The organism is Butyricimonas sp. Marseille-P3923, assembly GCF_900184685.1.
Classification (GTDB): domain Bacteria; phylum Bacteroidota; class Bacteroidia; order Bacteroidales; family Marinifilaceae; genus Butyricimonas; species Butyricimonas muris.
The window spans coordinates 1,194,774-1,215,906 of the sequence record NZ_FXXL01000007.1; the positions used below are offsets into that span (position 1 = coordinate 1,194,774).

Below are 21,133 nucleotides of genomic sequence, written 5' to 3' on the forward strand. Positions count from 1 at the left end.
TCAAAAGTTTATAAAGTTTATAAGGTTTATGGACCCTAGCGGGCGCTTTGTCCACGGCAGCATAGCTGCCGGTAAACCTTGTCCGAAGGACGCCCGTTACTTTATGAACTTTATAAACTTTAGGAGCTGAAAGCTCAACTTTATGAACCGGGCAAAAGCGTTTTGACGCTTTTGCCCCGTGTAAATATAATTTGCGTTTCTCATTTATTAATTCTAATTTCGTTGCGACAAATTAAAGAAATTTTTCCGTTATGGAACAATAGAATATAAACACAAAAACAATACAGATTATGGCAGAATTCAAGTATCAAGAACCATTTCCGATACAGAAAGATGACACGGAATATCGTTTATTAACAAAGGATTACGTGAAGACAATAGAAGTCGAAGGACGTAAAATACTGAAGATTGAAAAAGAGGGGCTTGAATTACTTGCCCGGGAAGCGTACGCCGACGTATCTTTCTATCTTCGCGCTTCTCACTTGCAGAAATTAGCCAATATCCTGCAAGACCCGGAAGCCAGTGACAACGATAAATTTGTCGCCCACACCATGTTAATGAATCAAGTCGTGTCCGCCGAGGGAGAACTCCCCACCTGTCAGGACACGGGTACCGCCATCGCTATCGGCAAGAAAGGTGAAAACGTGTGGACCGGATTCAACGACGCCGAGGCAATCAGCAAAGGGGTGTATGAAACCTACCGCGATCGCAACCTGCGTTACTCACAGGTAGTACCTTACACCATGTTCAACGAGAAAAACAGCGGAACGAACCTTCCTGCGCAAATCGACCTGTACGCCACACAAGGCAATAAATACGAGTTCCTGTTTATCACCAAAGGAGGCGGTTCTGCCAACAAGACTTTCCTCTATCAACAGACCAAAGCCCTTCTGACCGAGGAAGCGTTGACTAAGTTCATCAAGGAAAAGGTGAAAGACTTGGGTACTTCCGCTTGTCCTCCTTACCACCTGGCCGTGGTCATCGGCGGAACTTCTGCCGAAACCTGCTTGGCGACCGTGAAGAAAGCATCCGCGGGATATTACGACAACCTGCCTACCGAGGGAAACGAGGGCGGTCAGGCATTCCGCGATCTGGAATGGGAAGCCAAAATACAGAAAATTTGCCAAGATATGGGTATCGGGGCACAATTCGGCGGCAAATACTGGGTACATGATGTACGGGTAATCCGTATGCCGCGTCATGCCGCATCCTGCCCCGTGGGAATCGGTGTCAGTTGTAGTGCCGACCGCAACATCAAGGCGAAGATCACCGAAGACGGAATCTTCCTCGAACAACTCGAGAAGAATCCCGCGCGTTTCCTGCCCGCCGAGAATCCGGCTCTAGCCCCTGCCGTGGATATAGATTTGGATCAACCCATGGAGGAAGTACTGAAGATATTAAGCCAATACCCGGTAAAAACTCGTTTGAACCTGTCGGGAACCCTGATCGTGGCACGCGATATCGCGCACGCCCAAATCAAAGCGATGCTCGACGCGGGCAAACCCATGCCGGAATATTTCAAGAAACACCCGATCTATTACGCCGGTCCCGCCAAGACACCCAAAGGTATGGCATCCGGGAGCTTCGGTCCCACGACAGCCGGACGTATGGACCCGTACGTTGACTTGTTCCAAGACCACGGCGGCTCCATGATTATGGTTGCCAAAGGTAACCGTTCACAAGCCGTTACCGACGCCTGCAAGAAACATGGCGGATTCTATCTCGGTTCCATCGGCGGACCTGCCGCGATCCTTGCCAAGGAAAGTATCAAATCGGTTGAAATCGTCGCTTTCGAAGAATTAGGAATGGAAGCTATCCGGAAAATCCGGGTTGAAAACTTCCCCGCCTTCATCATCGTCGATGACAAAGGAAACGACTTCTTCGCCGAGTGGGCACATTAAAATTACCCTTAGGCTACCTATACACTACCTCATGAACGTAGCATAGACGTAGCATGAACGTAGCATGGACGTACACGAGCGTCCATGCTATGTCAATGGTATGTAAAAGCAGTATTTTTAAGATGGGATAAGGGTGAAATAAAGATAGCGCATACATAAAAAAAGACCGGCTAACTGAAATGAGATGTTTCTCAAAAGTTAGCCGGTCTTCTTTTTAATTTTTATTCCTCTACCGGTTCGAAGTCTTCTTTACCGACGCCGCAAAGCGGGCAAACCCAATCTTCCGGAATATCTTCAAAAGCGGTTCCGGGTGCAATACCCCCGTCCGGATCACCCTCCGCGGGATCATAAATATAACTGCAAACTGTGCAAATGTACTTTTTCATAGCGCTATTGTTTTTAAATTTCAACAAATATAATAATTCTTATCAGACATCACATAAATTTTTTAATCAATTTCAAATGCTTATACGGGGCATAACGAAAATGGTTATCAATAAAGGTGGGAGAAATTACAACAGATTTCAAATTACTGAACAATTCAAAACTTGCCTTCCCGTGATACTTGCCCATCCCGCTCGTTCCGACACCCCCGAAAGGTAAATGAAAATTACCCACATGAATAATTGTATCGTTGATACAAGCTCCGCCAGAAGTAGTGTGTTTCAACACTTTTTCTGCCGACGCCGAAGGTCCGAAATAATACAACGCCAAAGGCTTTTCTCGTTTATTCACGAAATCTATCGCCTCATCCAACTCCTTGTAATTCAAAATCGGCAAAACCGGTCCGAAAATCTCTTCCCGCATGATCGGACTATCCGGCTCCACACCCGTCAACACGGTCGGCGCGATATATTTATCTTCAACATCGACCTCTCCCCCCACAACCACTTGCCCGGAGGAATGCATCAACTTCATCAGACGTTTCGTTCCTTCCTGATGAATAATTCTCGTGTAATTCGGGCTCTCCGCGGGATTCTCCCCGTAGAAAAGTTGTATCGCGCGTTTCACAGCCTCCACGAAAGCCGCTTCATGCTCTGCCGGAATAAGAACATAATCCGGAGCCACGCAAGTCTGTCCCGCGTTCAGGAACTTCCCCCAAGCAACACGCCGAGCCGCGATCTCCAGATTCGCGTCCCGATCCACGATACAGGGACTTTTACCCCCCAATTCCAGCGTCACGGGCGTCAGATGCCGGGAAGCCGCCTCCATGACCTGCCTCCCGAAACGAGGTCCTCCCGTGAAAAAGATATAATCGAACCGCTTCTCCAGCAAGCGATTGACCATTTCCCCGTCCCCCTCGAACATAGCCACATGACCGGGATCAAACACCGCAGCAACAATCTCCCCGAGCACCTTTGTCGTCGCCGGGGCAAAAGGAGAAGGCTTCAACACGGCACAATTCCCCGCCGAAATAGCCCCGATCAAAGGTGCCATAATTAACTGGAACGGGTAATTCCAAGGAGCTATAATAAGCACCACCCCGTAAGGTTCGTACACGATCCGACTACGAGAAGGCAAAAAAGGTAACGAGGTGGGCACCCGCTTTCCTCTCGCCCAGCGCCTCAAATGCTTCACGTGATAATCTATCTCGCCGATGACCACCCCGATCTCTGTCAGGTATGCCTCGCCCTCGGACTTCCTCAGATCCTCCCACAAAGCCTTGTTTATACTCTCCACTCGTGAAAGAATAGCTTTTTTCAATTCTCTCAATTTCGCCAATCGCCATGAAATATCACGAGTAATTCCCTGCCTGTAAAACACTTGGAGGGATTCCGCGTACCCGTGCCGCGTATTCGATTCTGTCATTACCGGTTCTGTTATATTTAGCAAAACAAAGATATATTTTATTTTAATAAAAAACTTTTCACCCGAACATATCGTTATATCCGAACCAAATTAAAATAACCAAGCATGAAAATAGGTGCCCTATACGCGTTGTTATCTATTATCACATGGGCAATAATCAGCGTTATTACCCGCTTCTGCATCGTGTACTTGGAAGCGAACATCCTCGTGTTCGCCACGTTACAGATATTCTCGGCAGGAGTGGCACTGTTGCTCATCCGAAAACCCGTCACCCGTGAAGGTTGGCGTTCGGGTGTAAAATACTCGTGGCTGTACACGATACTTCAAATATGCCGTAACTTTTTCCTTGCCGCCGTTTACCTGTATATCACCAGCACGGAAACGAGTTTATTGATAAACGGGGAAATAGTGGTGACCACGATTTTCGCTTACATTTTCTTTAAACGCCGCCCCCACGCGAGTAATATTTTCGGTATGATCGTCATCATGGTGGGCATCGTGTTATTCATACAATCGCTACCGGAAGCCATACAATTACGAGTCAGCGTACTCATGTCCGCGGTTATTATAGCCAGTTGCACCCGCGCTATCGTGGTCGAGAAAACAACTATCGCGAGTCCCAACACAACCACCCGCCAGAAATGCGGTATTTCCGGGTTCACCATGTTCTGGGGTGGTATTATCGTGATGTCGGCACTTACCGTCATCGCCATCGGGGAACATATTTTCGCCCCGGGATTCTTCGACAGCCATCCCTCGTGGTTCTATTTGCCCCGAATTGAAGATATCCTTCACCCCACGACCATCGTGTCGGCGTGCCTCACGGGATTCATGCTAACTTCCCTGTCAACCTACCTGTATTACGCCACCCTGCAAACCGCCACGGCAGAAACCTTTATGACTTTCCGGGCATTCCAACCCATGTTGACCTACGGGCTCGAATCGCTTGTCGCGGTTTACGCTATCAATTTAAAACCCGATTTGGATATAAAGGATTATATTCTCGGGTGCGTTATCATTTTAGGTTCGTTCCTTATCCTACTCATGCCGCCCCGACGCACCAAGCAACTGGAGCCGAAACAATACATGACGGACTAAATAATTGAAAATTGAAAATGGAAAATTGAAAATGGATTCCCTTACAAGAAAGGGTAATTCAATCACTTAATCTAAAATTAAGGAATTTAAAATGGAGCGGATTTCCTCTTTTTGGGAGGGATGGAACCAATGGATGTCCGAGTCATTACGATACCATGTAAGTTGCTTTTTGGCGTAACGGCGGGTATTACGCTTTATCAGACGGATAGCCTCTTCCCGGTCAAACTTCCCGTCAAAATAATCAAACCATTCCTTGTATCCCACGGTGTTCAACGCATTCAAATGCCGCAACGGGTAAAGGGCTCGCGCTTCTTCCTCCATACCCGATTCAACCATGATATCCACGCGTCGGTTGATACGGTCGAACAATTCTTCCCGTTCCCGGTTCAGTCCGATCTTCACGATATTAAATTCCCGCTCTTTCACGGTGCGCATCAAAAAAGAAGAATACGGCTTTCCCGTCATCAGGCAAACTTCCAACGCGTGCATAACCCGTTTACCGTTCTTCAGATCCACTCGCGCGTACCACTCCGGGTCCAACTTCTTTAGTAACAGACGCGAGGCTTCTATCCCGTCCCGTTCGAACATCTCTTTCACCGACGCCCGCACCTCGTCGTCAATAGTAGGCATCTCGTCAACCCCTTTGCACACCGCATCAATATACATCACCGACCCGCCCGCCATAACCACGACATCCCTCTCCTCGAAAAGCTCCCGTATCTTACGTAAAGCCTGCTGCTCAAATTCCCAACAATTAAAATAATCCCGCACGGATACGGTCTGAATAAAAAAATGAGGAACTGCCGCCAGTTGCTCTCGCTCCGGTACGGCAGTTCCTATATTCATTTCTTTATAAATCTGTCGGGAATCACAAGAAATCACCGACGTCCGGTAATGCCTCGCCAACTCTATACTCAAGTCTGTCTTCCCCACCCCCGTCGGTCCTAACAATACCAGCAATGTCTTCATCCATTTAATGATTTTAGATTTACGATTTATGATTTACGATTATAATTTCAAATTTATGATTTTAGAAAATCAATCTTAAATCTAAAATCTTTAAATCTAAAATTACTAAAGTCTATCAATATAATCATCCAAACTCTCGTAACGGGAATCCCTATAGTAATCATCATCACCGTCACGATCCTGACGATCGTCGTCGTCATAACTGTCATTCCCGAATTCCTCCATGAAACTGTCGTCGTAATCGCCGTCATATTCTTCCTCGGGCTTGTCAAATTCCCAGTTAGCATTGCTCTCGTCATACGAGAATTGTTCCGGGATATCTCCCTCGCAAGCAATACAAACCGGCATCACGTCCGACGAATCGCGGATATATTCCCCGGCATATTCCACCTTATAATACTTGTTGGAAAAGAAATCGTACACGTATTCCAGTTCGAGGCATCCCGGCTTAATGATATCGCTGATCTTCGTGCTGTCCATAACGAGGTTTTCACTCTCCTCGTCATCCACGGCCATATCCATCAAAGCGATTTCTTTCACCCGGTTCCCCATCCGGTCTAACGTGAAGAAAGAAGCCATTTGAGAACTGTCGTAATTTAACGTCTCAACAATTTTATCGTGAAACTGTTGGAATGTCTGTTCTCCTCCAACCGCGATTTCACACCTAAAATCCGAACTAGTCGGTAAACTGATTTCAAATCTGTAATCCATATGTTATTTAATTTTAACCTAGCATCAACGCCGAACCGACACCCAGTGCCGTAACACCCAGTATAACGAGGATAACGAAAGCGACTACCGCCAACGCGACACAAATCCCGATGATCCCGCAAACACGCCCGGCACTCACGTTTTTATAAGATGCCTCCGTGTACTCGTCCGGGTTCTCCAAATAAGCCTTGCGAGGCGACGAAGCCATCGCCACGGCGAGAATCCCCAACACCAATCCAACGAAACCGTAGCACCAGCAAAATACCAGTGACAATATTCCCAATACCAACACTGCCGTTGCATTCGGGAGGTCTTTTTTCTTCGTTTCAATAATCTCCATCGTTGTCGTTTTAGTGGGTTATTAATTTAAGCAAATATGAAATTAAAATTATTATCAAACAAACAAAACCCGTAATTTTTAATATGCCGGGCGATATTTTTTTTATTCCCGCGATACGCCCTGCCACAAGGACCAGAAACACGATCAAGGGGATTAATCCCGGGTAAGTTTTCACGGAATTGACAATCTCTCCCCTTAACAACATAAAAACCGCTGTCTGAAACCCGCAACCGGGACATTCGATACCGATAGATTCCTTCACCAGACAAGGCAACTGGTGCGCTTCCAGCCAATTAATGAGCTCTCGCGTGAATATCACCATTCATCCCGCCGGAATTAAATATCGTGAACCACGGTTTCCAAAATATCCATCGCTTCCTTGATCAGGTTGATATTCGCCTGCGATCCCATGTGACCGATACGGAATACCTTCCCCGCCAATTTACCGTAATTTCCGCCGACAACCATACCTTGTACTCTCAACTCGGAATCCAAACGTTCCCAAGTCATGTGTTCGGGCACGTAAACAGCCGTCACGGTCGGGGAACACACGGCATCTTCGGCAGGATACAGCTTTAACCCCATATCCTTAATCCGTTCCCGGCAATAAGCGGCGACTTTCTCGTGACGGGCAATGCAACTATCCAAGCCCTCCTCGAATATCAATTCACAAGCCTTATGCAACTGAGCCGTCCCCTGCCAGTAAGGAGTGTAAGGGAAATATCCCGTTTCCGGGGCAGTCAGGAAAGGCAACAAAGCCTCGTAACCCGCGTAATTCACCTCTTTCACGATGTTCCACGCATCCTCGCTCACGGAAAGGAAAGACATATTTGCCGGGGCAGACAAACATTTCTGCGAACCGCCCAAAGCCAGATCCACGTGCCAAGCATCTACATCGACAGGAGTACCACCCAAGCCGGAAACAATATCCACGCATAACAACGGTACCCCGTGTTTCACTTTCAAATCCCCAATCTCCTGAACGGGATTTGTCGTCCCGCTCGGGGTTTCATTCTGTACCATCGTGATCATTTTCGGCTTGAACTCCACGATAGCCTTTTCTATAGCATCAAAATCATGGAAGGTCCGGTCATACCCGAAATCCAACGTCATTACCTCGCACCCGATCGCTTTTGCCATATCACCGAACCCTTCGCCAAACAATCCGGTAGAAAGCACCAACACCCTATCTCCCGGCTTTAACGTACTTTTCAAAGCCGTCCACAAAACCAACATCCCCTCGCCCGTCTGAATCACTACCCGTTCGCGGGTTTTCATCATCTTCTGCAACAAACCCTCCGTTTCCCGGTATAAAGCCGCGTATTCCGGCTCACAATCCGCGGACCCGAAGTTCCGGGCAGCAACTTTCAAAATCTCTTGCGGGACAGCTACAGGCCCCGGAACTAACGGTATCAGATACTTTTCCATTCTTTTCTACAAGTTTATAATGTTTCACGTTACAATCCAATCCCGCCCCCTTATTTCATGGTTCGGTAAACGACAAAATCGGCGCACTGGTTTGCAAAACTACAAATAAGAATTGTTAAAAACACTACCCGTGAATAAAAAAATTAACAACTTATCATTCTTCTTACAGACATCAATATAAAATAACTAGATAAACAAAGACATAAATAACACTTATCAATTTTATTCATACCTTTACAAGGTATAACTAACTTAAAACAAAATCATCATGAAAAGAGTAAAACAATTAATCGTGGCTGTTATTATTATTATGACGTGCAGTATTTCGTTCGCAATCAATTTTAATTCCATATTTGATTATCCCCCGTTTGTTTCATGGGTTGTAGAGGGAAATGAAACACAACCGATCAACTTCACCAAAGGCGAAACAACACTTATGTATTTTTGTGCAACAGCACCGTGTAACATTTCAACATTTAAAATAATAATTGAAACAACCATTATGGGAGTTACAGTAGAAGTTCCACTCCCTTATGAGGGAAAATATTACTTGCACAACTGTGAACTACCCCTTGAATCAGGAGATGTCCTTTATGTACAATTACCTATTGAAATTTTACCTTCAGCTCCCTTTATCTCTGGTACATTTACAGTTAAATTTATGAATGAAAATTATACGTATATAGCAGGAGGTAGTTGCTCATTTAACATCTATGAATAATTTAGATTTATACCTTTCAACATAAAAAAGAAACTGGAATAATTCAGTTTCTTTTTTATATTTCCAGAGCGACTTTTTCATACCTTCTTTCCCCGAAAGCTTAATCTTTCATTTTTCCCCTTTAAAAACCCATTTCACGGCATCCCCAACAATTGTTTGTTCCTTAATTCCTTTGTCTGAAAGGATTACTTTACTTATTCCTGACTCTAAATGAAAAACTCCCAAAGAATACCATCCACCATTCCTTCGCATATTTATTAGTTGTAATGAATATTCATTCTCTTCATTTACCAACGTATAATATTGATTCTGAGGTTCACTCAAATCACGAATAACATCAGGAGTTATATAAACAAATATCTCATATTTTCCTTCCTTATGGAGTCTAACACTCCATTCCAAACAACTCTTCCCTCCTCCCGCACGTTTAAATAAATAACTTTTAACAACATCACCATAACCGTTATACGTAAAAAACGATTTCCACTTATCTGTAACATTTATCCCAAAAAAGCCCTCGAAATTCGCATACTTTTCCCATGGTTTCAACGACTTCTCGTGAAGATAATCCCCTAATCGTACCCGAGAAGCAGACTGCACGATCTTGAAACCAGCATCCTCGTTATCCACAATTATTTCATTGGAATCCGGCATGAAATAATCTTTCCCGATAGCATAAACATATTGCAAAGTATCTGCACAGTAAACGTTATAAACACCCAAAGAAACTTCTCTTGGTAAATTAGAAGCAATGTTCACAAGCAAGAGTATCTTAAGATTTATATTATCCTCTTCATGCGCCACGACTTCAATGCCAGAATTTGCCTTCACCTCATAAGATTTATACGTGATTTTATCTTTCGCTCCAGACCTATCATCTACTGGTCCAAAAAAAGCAGCATTTCCAATTACCGACCGTAAAGTCTTTACATACACGACACCATCGACATCACTATCATTAAAGATTGCAAACTTTCTCCGCCATTTATCCCCATCGGAAGTTTCTACACGCAAACTTTCCCAACTTCTTATGTAATATCTGGGTACCCCTTTTTTCTCGTACCACGGTTTCAATAAACTGTTCCAGCTCACCCCAAATCGCTCCTTAAACTCATGCTCCAGCACGTTAAAATCGACCTCTTTAAATTTATACTTATCTTGAAAACCCACGAGAAAAGCAACAACACTATCCACGACAGCCCCCCTGGCATCAAGTAATCCTATAAGTTCCCGTCCCTTTAGTGCCATCAACACGTTCAACGCCTCAAAACGTAAAGATTCATCCTCGAACGCATCTTTCAGGCTATGCTCCTTCAAGTAATAAATAGCCTCTTCTTCTACTTTAGAATTGAATTTTTTCCATCCGTCCTTCCTTGTTGGACTATTATCTTGCAAAATCAAATTTATCACTGCATCCATACAGGCATAATCAGACGAGATTATCGAACCCAACTGGTTATAAAACAAGGATCCGATATAATAATTATTAGATACATCTTCCATCGGAAGCTCACGAAGCCCCCCCCTCAAACGATCCAACCCGAATAATTGATTCCAAGAAAACAATGCCACGTAATCCTCTTCCTTGAAAAAAAGAGAATTAAAAAAGCCCTTCATATCAAACATTGATTCCAACGACCCGTTTCGCCCGATCCCATTTTCCGGGAAAAACAATAATTCCGGCTGAACGAAACCACTTCCTCCCCGTTCGTTCCGGAAATAGGAAGTAAAACTGATAGGTGTTTCCACCAGCATGAAACGCAAGTACGGGTAACTTTTCCCCATGGTAAGTTCTGCCTTGTTTCTCACCCAAGAGATCATATCAAAAGGTGAAACCTTTTTACGATTCCATAGAGAGTAAAGCAACGATTTATGTGACTGCAAAATATTTAATTCATAGACCGTTGAATCAATCTCCACTCGTTTAGTCATGTAATTTCCCATGCATAAAGAAATTCCCGGTAAAGGGATCTCGTTTTTAAAAATAATATCTTTTCCCACGCCACTTCTTTCTCCTTGCGAGATCACTGTCTTTTCCCCCGGATTCTCGACCCGCAAAGTATAACGCGAGAAATTCTTAGAAACCTCAAATCGCGAGTGAGGATTTACAGAAGGAACAGTCACAGGATACCATAAGACTTCCGGAATTAACAAAGTAAAATCTTTCTCTAAAAAAGCATATCGTTTACCGTAACGACAGGCTAAATGAGCCTTTTTGCCCGTTTCGGTAATTTCATGAAAAGAAATATCCGGATAACACACATTCTCGTCTATTTGCCCCTCATACGTCATATAAACCCGCAACGAATCTCCTTGAAGCAAAGAATGTTTTACCCGAACCACTTGGTTTTCTCGTTCAAACGATAATACTTCATTACCACTTGTCAATGAAGTCACATGTAACCCCGGATTCAAATAAAGAAGCAACTCCGGAATGTCCGAATCGGATTGATTGCGTACCAGAAATTCACTATTCACGCTCATTTTACCGCCCTGTTGAGCGTACCGGATAATTTGTGACACGAGAGTTCCTTTAAGAGAAGCCGCGTACCTGCCATAGGTTTCAATATATTTCTGCCGGGAAACATGGTCAATATAATTAGCTCTCAAAAAAGAAAGCATGAATATCACTCCTAATATAAAAAAAACACACGCGATATTTCTCGCTCTAAACCTCTTGGGGTTATTCGGGATACGTTCAAAACGGAACACCGCTAACTGCACGAAAGCTAATCCCAAGCACAACCATCCTGCTCGTTGCAATAAATATCTTCCCGGATCCGGATGCCCTACAAAATCAGAGAAAGCACCCGGTAAAGTCACCCCCCAGAAATCAAAAATTCCTTTATACACGTCCCCGACATAAAACGTCAGACACACGTAACCTAGAAGTATTGATTTGCATAATAATTGATTTTTCACCCAACTACTAATAAAAAAAGAAAAACCTATCATAAAAACAGCAGAAGGTACGACCAATGTCAACAAATAAAAGCAGTTCAGCAACAAACTAAAGAAAAAATGACTACTGGAAGTACGGACGAGTACTCCTAGCAATAAAGATATTACTGCAGCCAATCCAAAAAAGGACAGGAAGCCCAAAAAAGAACTCCACACGTATTCCGCGTTGCTTTCCGAATGATAATACGTGGTCTCTATCGTATCAATTCTCTGTTTTCTATTCAAAAAAACACTTGCAACCACAACAAGTGGCAAAGTTTGAAAAAGCGTGAACAGGAAAGCATTCATATAAGGATAAAAAGAATCTAGATACCTCGCGTTATAAGTATCCATACTTTGATTCAAAACCTGTACATACACGATGCAAATCCATATAAAAAGGAAAAGAAATTGCAACAACCGATTTCTCATCAAAATCTTAAAAGTATGAGAAGTAATGATTCTTATATTCTGGAAGTTCATGGTCATTGATATTTAAATAAACGATAAAACCTCTTTTGCAAATTTAAACAAATAATTCATATTCAAAAATTTCTCTTAAAATAATATAGCTTGAAAAATAAAAAAATCAACAATTATCGAATTTGTAAGAATTGTCTCTAAAAATCCAAACCTATTCCACTGACAATTCGTCATAATAACAAACAACGGGAAAATAGGTACGCTTTTTGTAAAGGGATTAAATATTAAATGTATATTTGTACTTTAAATTAGAAATTAGTTATAGAGAATGAGTGGAGCAGAGAAAATAGTTGAACAAGTAATTGAAACATTAAATAAGAACAAGGGTGTCGATATAGTAAAGATTGATTTAAGAAGAATCGAAAACTGTTTCTGTAGTTTTTTCGTAATATGTCACGGAACTTCCAACACGCACGTGGCGAGCTTGTCGGATTACGTTCACGATGAAGTCAACGAATACACGGGGGAAAAACCGTTACACGTGGAAGGGGAGCAACAAGCACAATGGGTAGTTCTGGACTATGGAAACGTGGTCGTACATATATTTCAAAAAGAACAAAGAGATTATTATCAACTCGAAGACTTTTGGGTGGATGCAGAAATAACCAGAATAGAAGAAAATTAATACACGATATGGCAGAAAACAACAAACACGATAACTTTGATTTTCCCCCGGTCGGGAGGAAGAACAACAGGAACCAGAGATTCGGCGGCTACTGGACCTATATTATTATTGCCGCCATTCTTATAGGCTACCAATTTTTCAGTATGCCGACAAACCCGGAACGTATCTCGTGGCAGGAATTTAAAACCAATATTCTCGCCAAGGACGAGGTGAAAGAAATTCTTATCGTCCGCAACGGGGGAAAGGCAAATATCTTCCTGAAACCGGAGAAGATAGAAACTCACGATAAATTAGTTTCCAAGGGATTTAATCAAAAAAGTACGGGACCACAATACTACGTACCTTTCGGGACATTGGAGCAATTCGAAAAGAATCTGGAAGAAGCACAAAAGGAATACCCGGAAACCGCAGACATACATGTCGATTACGGCGACGAGTACAACTGGTGGGCAGACATCATATCCATCATCCTGCCCTTGGCTCTATTTGTAGGTATTTGGGTATTCTTCATGCGCCGGATGAGTAAAAACGCCGGCGGCGGCGGTGGCGGCGGTATCTTCAACGTGGGAAAATCCAACGCCAAACTGTTTGACAAGGAATCCAATATCAAGATCACGTTCAAAGACGTGGCAGGATTAGCCGAGGCGAAACAAGAGGTGGAAGAAATCGTGTCATTCCTCAAATCACCGGATAAATACACGAAGCTGGGAGGTAAAATACCCAAGGGAGCCTTACTCGTGGGTCCCCCGGGAACGGGAAAAACCTTAATGGCAAAGGCGATGGCGGGAGAAGCCAACGTACCGTTCTTCTCCATGTCGGGATCGGACTTCGTGGAAATGTTCGTCGGGGTCGGGGCATCCCGCGTACGCGACTTGTTCAAGCAAGCGAAATCGAAAGCCCCGTGTATCATATTCATCGACGAGATCGACGCCATCGGTCGCGCCCGGGGCAAAAACCCGAACATGGGTTCCAACGACGAACGCGAGAACACGTTGAACCAGTTGTTGACTGAAATGGACGGCTTCGAAACCAATTCGGGCGTTATCATTCTGGCTGCCACCAACCGGGCGGATATTCTGGACAGCGCGTTATTGCGTGCCGGACGTTTCGACCGTCAGATATACGTGGATCTCCCCGAATTGAAAGACCGGGAAGATATTTTCAAGGTACACTTGAAACCGTTGAAACTTGCAGAGGATATCGATTACAGCTTCCTCGCGAAACAAACACCCGGGTTCTCGGGTGCGGATATTGCCAACGTGGCGAACGAGGCAGCACTGATCGCCGCCCGTAAAAACAAATCGGCAGTGGAAAAACAAGACTTTCTCGATGCCATCGACCGTATCGTGGGAGGACTCGAGAACCGGAGCAAGGTAATCAAACCGGGCGAGAGAAAAACCATCGCTTATCACGAGGCGGGACACGCTACCGTATCGTGGTTGCTCCGACACGCTCACCCGCTGTTGAAAGTGACTATCGTACCGCGAGGCAAAGCCTTGGGTGCGGCGTGGTATCTGCCGCAAGAACGCCAGATCACCACGAAAGACCAATTACTCGACCAAATGGTTTCCGTGTTGGGCGGACGTGCCGCGGAAGAAATTGTCTTCGGCGAAATATCCACGGGTGCGCAGAACGACTTGGAACGTGCCACGAAACAGGCCTATGCCATGGTATCCATCTACGGTATGAGCGATAAAGTGGGAATGTTGAGTTATTACGATTCCACCGGACAAAGTGATTTCAACTTCACGAAACCTTACTCGGAAAAAACGGCGGAGATTATCGACGAAGAAGTGAAAGCGATGGTTTCAGCCGCATACGAACGGGCAAAACAACTATTGAGTGAACATAGAGACCAGCACCGCCAAGTTGCCGAACTCTTGATCGAGAGAGAGGTAATCTTCAGCGATGATCTGGAAAGAATACTCGGGAAACGTCCTTGGACAGAAGACGGGGAAACCATTCAACCCGAAGAATTATAAGAACGAAGGGCTATTCCCGACAGGATAAAAACAGTATAAACTAAAAAACGAAAGTTATGGAAAATTGGGTATCTGTTTTCTCGACAACCGAAGAATTCGTCGCTGAACGAATCAAGGAAGTGTTAACCGACTCGGGAATCCCTGCCGTAGTTCTGAATCAACGGGATTCTTCTTACAAAACATTCGGCGATATCAACGTCATGGTAAACAAAGAAGACCGGGAAAAAGCCGAGCAAGTTATAAAAGCATACAATGATCGTGAGTAATTTCTTAAAAAGGGCAATCAGCGGATTGCTGTTTGTCGTGGTACTAACAGGGTGTATTTTCATACACCCCATTTGTTTTTACGTACTGTTCTTTATCATCAACATTCTGGGACTTCTTGAGTTCGGCCGTATGGCACGACACATGAACATCCACGTCAACCTCTTTTTCTGTATCGTGTGCGGAAGCGTGCTATTCACCGCGGGATTCCTGCATAACTACATCGGTTACAAAGACGGTTACCTCTATTTCTTCATACTGACATTTATTATGGCTATCCGCGAGCTCTATCGCAAAAAGGGAAACGGATTCCAGAACATCGCGTTCTCCTATTATGCCCTCCTGTACATCAGCCTGCCTTTTACCTTATTGATATACTTGCCTTACATGTCAAACTCGGGACAATGGATGCCGGAAATCATCTTTTTCCCCTTCCTGCTCGTGTGGGTAAACGACACGTTTGCCTACCTTTCCGGTTCTTTACTCGGCAAGCATAAACTTTTTCCCCGGATATCCCCGAAGAAATCTTGGGAAGGAGCCATCGGCGGCGGGCTGATGACCATTATTGTCGGGCTGTGCGTGGCTCCGTATATCGAGGGATACCGCGTTTTCGACACGGCAGTCATCTCCTGCATCGTGGTGGTATTCGCCATTTACGGCGACTTACTGGAATCCATGTTCAAACGTAGTATTGAAATCAAGGACTCCGGCAATATTCTGCCCGGGCACGGGGGAATCCTCGACAGATTCGACGCTGTCATATTTACAATCCCCGCTATTTTTGTATATATGGAATTCATGTATTAACTTTGCCCGCTGTTTTAATAACGTAACGAAAAGAATATGAAGATACATAAAGCAGGTCATTCACTGTTAATTAAAGCATTTGTAATTATCGCCATTATCAACGTACTTGTCTACGTTTTCTCTCCCGGTATCATTGTTTTCAGGGCTGTGCTCGTTGTCAGTGCTATCTGCTACCTCCTGATGGTAAACTTTTTCCGTTTCCCGAACAGGCACATCGCGCCGGACGATATCACTATCCTCGCCCCTGCTGACGGGAAAATCGTGGTTATAGAGGAAACATACGAACCGGAGTACTTGAAAAAACAATGTATACAGGTATCCATATTCATGAATATCTTTAACGTACACATCAATTGGTTCCCTATCAACGGAATCATCAAATATTTCAAATACCATCAAGGAAGATACATGGCAGCCTACCTGCCCAAGTCCTCCACGGAGAATGAAAGAACCACTATCGCCATAGAAGCCCGTGACGGGCGGGACATCGTCATGCGCCAAATCGCCGGGGCTATGGCAAAACGTATCGTATCTTACGCTCCCGTGGGCGGAGAAGCACGTCAAGACGAACACGCCGGATTCATCAAATTCGGTTCCCGTGTTGACCTATACTTGCCGCTAGGGACTAAAATAGACGTGAAGCTGGGACAAAAAGTGACCGGTTCACAAACACTTATCGGAACATTTAAAGAACCTGAGTCCAAGTGATCCGTTCACCGGCTCGTAAAAAATCAGTACTATGTCTGTTCAAAAGAAAGTAAAAAGAGTAACCACCCACGTGTTGTCGGAAATGAAACTAAAGGGTGAAAAAATAAGTATGCTTACCGCTTATGACTATTCCATGGCAAAGATTATCGACAATGCCGGAATAGATGTTATACTCGTGGGTGACTCCGCGTCCAACGTTATGGCAGGACACGAAACCACCCTGCCGATCACGCTCGACCAGATGATATATCACGGTGCTTCCGTGGTTCGGGGCGTGGAACGCGCCTTGGTTGTCGTGGATTTGCCTTTCGGCAGTTACCAAGGGAACAGCAAGGAAGCCCTTTGCTCGGCTATCCGCATCATGAAAGAAACAAGCGCCGACGCCGTGAAACTGGAAGGTGGAAAAGAAATCCTCGAATCGGTTTCACGCATTCTCTCTGCCGGAATCCCTGTCATGGGACACCTCGGGCTTACCCCGCAGAGTATCCATAAATTCGGTACTTACGTTGTACGAGCACAGGAAGAGGAAGAAGCCAAGAAACTAATCGAAGACGCCCACGCTTTGGAAGAAGCCGGTTGCTTCGGCATCGTTCTGGAGAAGATTCCGGCAAAACTAGCCGCACAAGTGGCACAAGAAGTAAGCATACCCATTATCGGTATCGGTGCCGGCGGCGGCGTGGACGGTCAGGTACTCGTGATTCACGACATGCTGGGAATCAATCAGGAATTTTCACCCCGGTTCCTGCGCCGCTATCACAACTTGTACGCGGAAATGACGGGAGCTGTCAGCAACTACATCAACGACGTGAAGAGCCGCAACTTCCCGAACGAGAGAGAACAATATTAGAATTTTAGATTTATGATTGACGATTTTAGATTGAAATCATCAATCACAAACCGTGAATCATAAATCATAAATCGTAAATCATAAATAAACATGAGGGATTTGGAGATTTTATACGAAGACAATCACATCATAGCCGTGAACAAGCGGGTATCGGATATCGTGCAGGAAGATAAAACGGGTGATGAGCCGCTAAGCGAACGGGTAAAAGCCTACATCAAGGAGAAATACAACAAGCCCGGTGATGTGTACTTGGGTATTCCCCACCGCGTGGATCGCCCGGTGAGCGGTGTCGTATTATTCGCCAAAACCAGCAAAGCATTGGTTCGTCTGAACAAGATGTTTCAAGAACACGATCAGGAAATCACCAAAATCTATTGGGCTATCGTGGGGAATCTTCCCGACGAAGACCATGCCCGATTGACTCACTACCTGACGCGTGATCCCGAGAAGAATAAATCATACGCTTACAACAAACCCAAGAGTGGAGCGAAAGAAGCTATTCTGGAATATACCCTGCTGGGAGCCGGACAACGTTATTACCTGTTGGAAGTGAAGCTGTGCACGGGACGTCATCACCAGATCCGTTGCCAATTGGCAAAGATCGGATGCCCCATCAAAGGCGACTTGAAATACGGTTTCCCCCGTTCCAACGAGGGAGGAGGTATCAGCCTTCATGCCCGTTCCATCACGTTCATGCACCCGGTGAAGCAGGAGATGGTGACCGTCACCGCTCCCCCGCCATTGAACGACACGTTGTGGCGCTTCTTTTACGAGAACTTGAAGTAATTAAAAAAAGACAAGGCTGCCGGGTAATTCCAGACAGCCTCGCTCCATCATCCAGTAGTACAAACTTAGGGTTATTTACTATCCTTCAATGCTTTATTCAACTTCATCAACATGGATTGATAATGCACTTTCGTGTCGCCCGTTGCCCCGGCAACTTTAGAAGACAACAAACGCTGTGCTTTCAACGCCATATCCTGTATGTAGGTCTGTGAATTATCAATCTCACCGACCGTAACCCGCCTTTGGAAACCATAACCGTAGCCGAACTCGTTCAGAGTCATTTGCCGTGCCACGTAGCCAACCCCGTGTTCTTCTTCCAACTGACGGAATTGATCTATATACTTGTGAATAAACCCGCTTTCATCCAACCCGTAAGCGGCAATCTCCTCCACCGAAGGCACATAAGCCGCATCCGTCAACATCCGTAATGCACCGCCTCCGGCATCTTTAAACGCACTGCTGGATACATCCACGATAAAACGTTGCAACATCTTGTCACCTTCCGTCAATTTCCGTCCCTTGATCGTGCTGTCGAAAGCCTCGTTATACAAATCTGTCAAGTATTCCTGCACCGTGTAAGGATTCGATGACAAATGAGCGGACAAAAGTATATTTCCGGTCAGGCGTTCCAACTGATCCAGAAGCCTCTTTTGCAACACGGGCGTCATATCGACAGCCATGCTGAAATTCTTCGTCAACTCCTTGTTATTTAGCCAATCGGCAGATTTGAACTCCTTCAATATCCATGCCAGCGAAGCCTTTTGCACGTTCTTCGGCACGGACACGTGACGTTGTCCTCGCGTACCGTCTTTCACTTCCGTCAAGTAAATCCCTCCCACGTTGTACATCACGTTCATAAGATAACGGTAATATTGATTCGCGATTTGCTTGTACAATTGTTCGCGATGAGTGAAATCGGTATCGTCGGTTACCCAATCATTCATGTTGGCAAGAATATATTTCAAGTTCTTGATACCGTATTCTCCGGCTTTCATCGGGTCGTCACCCAAATCTTCCTCAATGGCACTCGGGTCATAGCGGGAATAGATCTGCTGCCTACCGTAACGATAACGGGGATCTCCTGCTTTCTCGTCCACCCAACCTTCCAAGATTTCTTGCTCGTCCCACTCGTTCCCGGCATCCAATAAAGGCTGATAACTCCACTTCACGAGGAAATAATCGTAAATTCCCAAGTCGGGCGGAGTCAGACGCACTCCCTTGTCACCCGGTTGCGCCACGTAATTGAAACGGGCGTAATCCATAATACAAGGCGTAGTCCCGTAAGTATTCGTGAAAGAAGCGGAACGCAAAGAATCCACCGCGTAAGAAGCCGATGCCGCCATATTGTGCATGAACCCCAGACAGTGTCCCACCTCGTGAGCCACCACGTAAGCGATAGACTCCTTCACGATATTATCCGGCATCTTCTTTGCCCGTACCGAAGGGTCGATTTGTGCCGTCTGCACGAAACGCCAGTTATTAATCAGACGAATCACGTCATTGTAAACCAACACGGAAGCGTTGATAATCTCCCCGGTTGTCGGGTCTACCCAAGAGGGACCCATCGCGTTAGCGGTCGAGGAAGGCAAATAGCGGATACAGGAGTACTTCAGGTTATCCGGATCGAACTCCGGATCATCAGCCGGGAAATCACGTACCTGCACGGCATTCTTGAAACCGATCTTCTCGAAAGCAGCATTCCAACGCAAAGTACCTTCCTTGATCGGCTGTTTCCACAATTCCGGGAAAGCATCATCAATATAGAACACGATAGGTTTCACCGGTTCCACCAGTTCCCCCCTTCTGTAAGCGGCAACATCTTTCGGTTCCAAACGCCAACGATTGGCAAGCGTGTAGTTTTGTATACCGTCTTTCTCCGTGGAAACGTGTTGTTTACTCGTCACGAATATCCCCACGCGGGAGTCAGAAATACGAGGACGCATTTTCTCCTCCGGCAATAAAAGTAACGAACGGGTTACGGTTGCCGTCAATGGCATATTGTCCAATATCGAGAAAGCCATGAACTTCAACGACATTTTATAGGACAGCATGGACTTCACCGTCAGGTTATCATCAAACGCCTTGATTTCTCCCAAGGCTGACCCGTCTTTATTGAAACTGGTCACCACTTGAATCAATCCCATGATAGAAGTCGGCAGGAAAGCAAACTCCTTCATATCCGTGGTAAACATCGGGGTCACGTCAATCACGACTGCCGTACTGTCACCATTATAGGCTGCTATCTTGTAAGAATAGAGAATTGCATCCATGAAATTCTTATCTATCGCCTTGCGCAAAGACGGCTCATTCGGGTTCGACGTCACGTAAGCATTCACCTCGTTGAGGTAGATCGTGCTGTCGATCTTCGTGAACTTGATATGCAGCGGATCATTCTGTTTGTATCCCACGTCACAGAAATCGTTACTGGACGTCGATGTCAACGTGGAAGCCAGCAACATTTCCCGCCCGAGATACTTCGTCGGAATCTCGAAATACAATTTGCCGTCCACCTTGTGAAGCGTGATAAAATTACTCTTCACGGTTTCACACGACTTCTTTTTAAACAATTTGTCATAAGCACTCTTTTTCTCCGGTGCTTTGACCTCCGTCGTTTTACCTTTTTTCTTACGACCGGAAGCGTACGTTTCCCGCGTGCATGGTAACACCAGAAGCCCTACCAGCAATACTAACATCCATTTTTTCATACTTTTCAT

Annotated in this window: 19 protein-coding genes; 10 read left to right on the forward strand and 9 right to left on the reverse strand. The window is 45.1% G+C overall.

What is annotated here, in order from left to right; translation table 11 throughout:
• Positions 1-290 precede the first annotated feature (290 nt).
• On the forward strand, positions 291-1,901 hold the full coding sequence (locus CS948_RS16500) for a fumarate hydratase (RefSeq protein WP_099292839.1): 1,611 nt from the start codon (positions 291-293) through the stop codon (positions 1,899-1,901).
• A gap of 221 nt (positions 1,902-2,122) precedes the next feature.
• Here the strand turns inward: CS948_RS16500 and rd are convergent, their stop codons facing one another.
• Both rd and CS948_RS16510 read right to left on the reverse strand, forming a co-directional pair.
• A complete protein-coding gene (rd, locus tag CS948_RS16505) occupies positions 2,123-2,287 on the reverse strand; it encodes a rubredoxin (protein ID WP_099292841.1) in 165 nt (54 codons plus the stop codon).
• A gap of 49 nt (positions 2,288-2,336) precedes the next feature.
• On the reverse strand, positions 2,337-3,710 hold the full coding sequence (locus CS948_RS16510) for an aldehyde dehydrogenase family protein (RefSeq protein ID WP_099292843.1): 1,374 nt from the start codon (positions 3,708-3,710) through the stop codon (positions 2,337-2,339).
• A 105-nt stretch (positions 3,711-3,815) separates the two neighbouring features.
• Between CS948_RS16510 and CS948_RS16515 the strand changes: the two genes are divergently transcribed.
• Positions 3,816-4,808, forward strand: coding sequence for a DMT family transporter (locus CS948_RS16515; RefSeq protein ID WP_099292845.1), 993 nt, complete (start codon positions 3,816-3,818; stop codon positions 4,806-4,808).
• Positions 4,809-4,874: 66 nt separating this feature from the next.
• Here the strand turns inward: CS948_RS16515 and miaA are convergent, their stop codons facing one another.
• The 5 genes from miaA to CS948_RS16540 all read right to left on the reverse strand — a co-directional run bounded on the left by miaA (position 4,875) and on the right by CS948_RS16540 (position 8,256).
• Positions 4,875-5,777: a tRNA (adenosine(37)-N6)-dimethylallyltransferase MiaA gene (miaA, locus tag CS948_RS16520; protein ID WP_099292847.1), complete on the reverse strand. Its 903-nt coding sequence runs from the start codon at positions 5,775-5,777 to the stop codon at positions 4,875-4,877.
• A 105-nt stretch (positions 5,778-5,882) separates the two neighbouring features.
• Positions 5,883-6,488, reverse strand: coding sequence for a hypothetical protein (locus tag CS948_RS16525; protein WP_099292849.1), 606 nt, complete (start codon positions 6,486-6,488; stop codon positions 5,883-5,885).
• A gap of 13 nt (positions 6,489-6,501) precedes the next feature.
• Positions 6,502-6,828 carry a CCC motif membrane protein gene (locus CS948_RS16530; RefSeq protein ID WP_099292851.1) on the reverse strand — a complete coding sequence of 109 codons (327 nt, stop codon included), beginning with the start codon at positions 6,826-6,828 and terminating at the stop codon, positions 6,502-6,504.
• A 10-nt stretch (positions 6,829-6,838) separates the two neighbouring features.
• The gene (locus tag CS948_RS16535; protein ID WP_099292853.1) at positions 6,839-7,150 is read right to left on the reverse strand and encodes a DUF2752 domain-containing protein; all 312 of its coding nucleotides are present in this window, start codon (positions 7,148-7,150) and stop codon (positions 6,839-6,841) included.
• Between the two features lie 14 nt (positions 7,151-7,164).
• Positions 7,165-8,256, reverse strand: a complete 1,092-nt coding sequence (locus tag CS948_RS16540; protein WP_099292855.1) for an alanine--glyoxylate aminotransferase family protein — start codon at positions 8,254-8,256, stop codon at positions 7,165-7,167.
• A 268-nt stretch (positions 8,257-8,524) separates the two neighbouring features.
• Between CS948_RS16540 and CS948_RS16545 the strand changes: the two genes are divergently transcribed.
• Complete coding sequence (locus CS948_RS16545) at positions 8,525-8,977, forward strand: hypothetical protein (RefSeq protein ID WP_099292861.1); 453 nt, start codon at positions 8,525-8,527, stop codon at positions 8,975-8,977.
• 108 nt (positions 8,978-9,085) lie between these two features.
• Here the strand turns inward: CS948_RS16545 and CS948_RS16550 are convergent, their stop codons facing one another.
• The gene (locus CS948_RS16550; RefSeq protein WP_099292862.1) at positions 9,086-12,400 is read right to left on the reverse strand and encodes a hypothetical protein; all 3,315 of its coding nucleotides are present in this window, start codon (positions 12,398-12,400) and stop codon (positions 9,086-9,088) included.
• A gap of 268 nt (positions 12,401-12,668) precedes the next feature.
• Here CS948_RS16550 and rsfS point away from each other — a divergent pair, with 268 nt between their 5' ends.
• The 7 genes from rsfS to CS948_RS16585 all read left to right on the forward strand — a co-directional run bounded on the left by rsfS (position 12,669) and on the right by CS948_RS16585 (position 18,419).
• On the forward strand, positions 12,669-13,025 hold the full coding sequence (gene rsfS / locus CS948_RS16555; RefSeq protein ID WP_099292863.1) for a ribosome silencing factor: 357 nt from the start codon (positions 12,669-12,671) through the stop codon (positions 13,023-13,025).
• Between the two features lie 8 nt (positions 13,026-13,033).
• Positions 13,034-15,007 (forward strand): ATP-dependent zinc metalloprotease FtsH, encoded by a 1,974-nt coding sequence (gene ftsH / locus CS948_RS16560; protein WP_099292864.1) that lies wholly within the window; start codon positions 13,034-13,036, stop codon positions 15,005-15,007.
• A 56-nt stretch (positions 15,008-15,063) separates the two neighbouring features.
• Positions 15,064-15,273 (forward strand): putative signal transducing protein, encoded by a 210-nt coding sequence (locus tag CS948_RS16565; RefSeq protein WP_099292865.1) that lies wholly within the window; start codon positions 15,064-15,066, stop codon positions 15,271-15,273.
• Complete coding sequence (locus tag CS948_RS16570; RefSeq protein ID WP_099292867.1) at positions 15,260-16,078, forward strand: phosphatidate cytidylyltransferase; 819 nt, start codon at positions 15,260-15,262, stop codon at positions 16,076-16,078. The genes CS948_RS16565 and CS948_RS16570 overlap by 14 nt, the downstream gene beginning before the upstream one ends.
• A gap of 36 nt (positions 16,079-16,114) precedes the next feature.
• Complete coding sequence (locus CS948_RS16575; RefSeq protein WP_099292869.1) at positions 16,115-16,786, forward strand: phosphatidylserine decarboxylase family protein; 672 nt, start codon at positions 16,115-16,117, stop codon at positions 16,784-16,786.
• 31 nt (positions 16,787-16,817) lie between these two features.
• Positions 16,818-17,633 (forward strand): 3-methyl-2-oxobutanoate hydroxymethyltransferase, encoded by an 816-nt coding sequence (panB, locus tag CS948_RS16580; RefSeq protein ID WP_099292871.1) that lies wholly within the window; start codon positions 16,818-16,820, stop codon positions 17,631-17,633.
• Between the two features lie 99 nt (positions 17,634-17,732).
• The gene (locus CS948_RS16585) at positions 17,733-18,419 is read left to right on the forward strand and encodes an RluA family pseudouridine synthase (protein ID WP_099294618.1); all 687 of its coding nucleotides are present in this window, start codon (positions 17,733-17,735) and stop codon (positions 18,417-18,419) included.
• A gap of 71 nt (positions 18,420-18,490) precedes the next feature.
• Here the strand turns inward: CS948_RS16585 and CS948_RS16590 are convergent, their stop codons facing one another.
• Positions 18,491-21,124, reverse strand: a complete 2,634-nt coding sequence (locus CS948_RS16590; protein WP_099294620.1) for a zinc-dependent metalloprotease — start codon at positions 21,122-21,124, stop codon at positions 18,491-18,493.
• Between the last annotated feature and the right edge of the window lie 9 nt (positions 21,125-21,133).